1 protein-coding gene is annotated in these 1,226 nt (G+C 60.6%); it reads right to left on the bottom strand.

Translation table 11 applies throughout. The annotated features are described in order from the left end of the window. Nucleotides 1–833: 833 nt before the first annotated feature. Nucleotides 834–1,226 (bottom strand): PPC domain-containing protein (locus ACQGNJ_RS00015; protein WP_426687201.1); only part of this gene is annotated, 393 nt, incomplete at its 5' end.

Raw genomic sequence — 1,226 nt, 5'->3', positions numbered from 1 at the left:
AGCGACATGTCCTGACCGAGGTTGAGCTGTGCGGCCAGCGAGCTGGCGGGCACCGCACCCAGGTTCTGCGCATGCAGGGTCTTGGTGGTGGCGGCGGTAGCCACCGAGGCGGTGGCCATGCCGATCGCGGCAACCAGCAGCTTCAGGCGATAATGATTGGGCATTTACAAACTCCTAGACAAAATTTTGGACAAATGAACCCGATGCGGCCACGTGGGCCCCATGCAAGATTTGCCGTGCGAGGCACGGCTCCTTTTTCTTTTGCTGTCTAGCGATCCCAAACTACATCCGTATCGCCTGCCCTCCCCCTGACATTCCCTTGTGCAGGCAGTGCGTGGATGCGTAACTGCAAGACGACGGATGGCGTCGCCAAAGGATCATCCGCCGACCTCCCCGGAAAGCGGATGCAACACGTTATCCTTCGGCAGGCAAGCTAGCTATCTGATTTTTTCCTATCCTTGGTGATGGACGTCACAGCCACTGGACAGGCATGCCGGCGAACGGAACAGCTTCAGTGGCGTGAAGAAAATCCGATCGTTCTGAAGGCGATCTTCAGCGACGCCGGAGTCTGCGGGCCATCGATCACCGATGAATGGCTCGCGAGAAAAAAACATTCCTGCACCGGAATTTGGCATGCGCACCGGATCGCTGTCGTATTGTCACGCACGCATTCGATGCGCACGCTTTTTCGTTGCGGTCGCACCACGCGATCGTGCCGGGCCTCCCGCGCAACTTCGGATGCGCCAATAGAAAGAACCCCGGCCGGGGCCGGGGTTCTCGCTGGAACTGTCACGAAGCTTGCACCGGTTGTCCCGACGCAACCTCGACCGACTTCAGTTCATCGTTTCCGTCAGCGTTACGCCGGAGAACGTCTGGTACGCCCGCACCTTGATGTAGTACGTGGTCGTCGCCGATGGCGTGAAGGTGCAACTCTCGCTGTTGCCGGTCAGGTACGGACGGCAGTTGTAGCTGCTGGTGGTCGGCGCACTACCGGCCCGCACGTACAGATCCGCATCACCGGAACCGCCGGAGATCGCGAAGGTCGCTGTATGGCCAGCCTGCACCGTCTCGGTATAGGTGGCCGACCAGTTGCCGGTGCTCACCGTCGGCAGATTCACCGAGTCGCTGGTGCCGCCACCACCACCGCCGCCGGTGCTGTACGACGCCTTCACCGAGACGCCGGAGTAGGCCGCGTAGGCGTGCACCTTGATGTAGTACTTGCCAGC

Source organism: Rhodanobacter ginsengiterrae (assembly GCF_050026815.1).
In the GTDB taxonomy this organism is placed as follows: Bacteria; Pseudomonadota; Gammaproteobacteria; order Xanthomonadales; family Rhodanobacteraceae; genus Rhodanobacter; species Rhodanobacter ginsengiterrae.
This window is presented reverse-complemented; position numbering and strand designations above follow the sequence as displayed.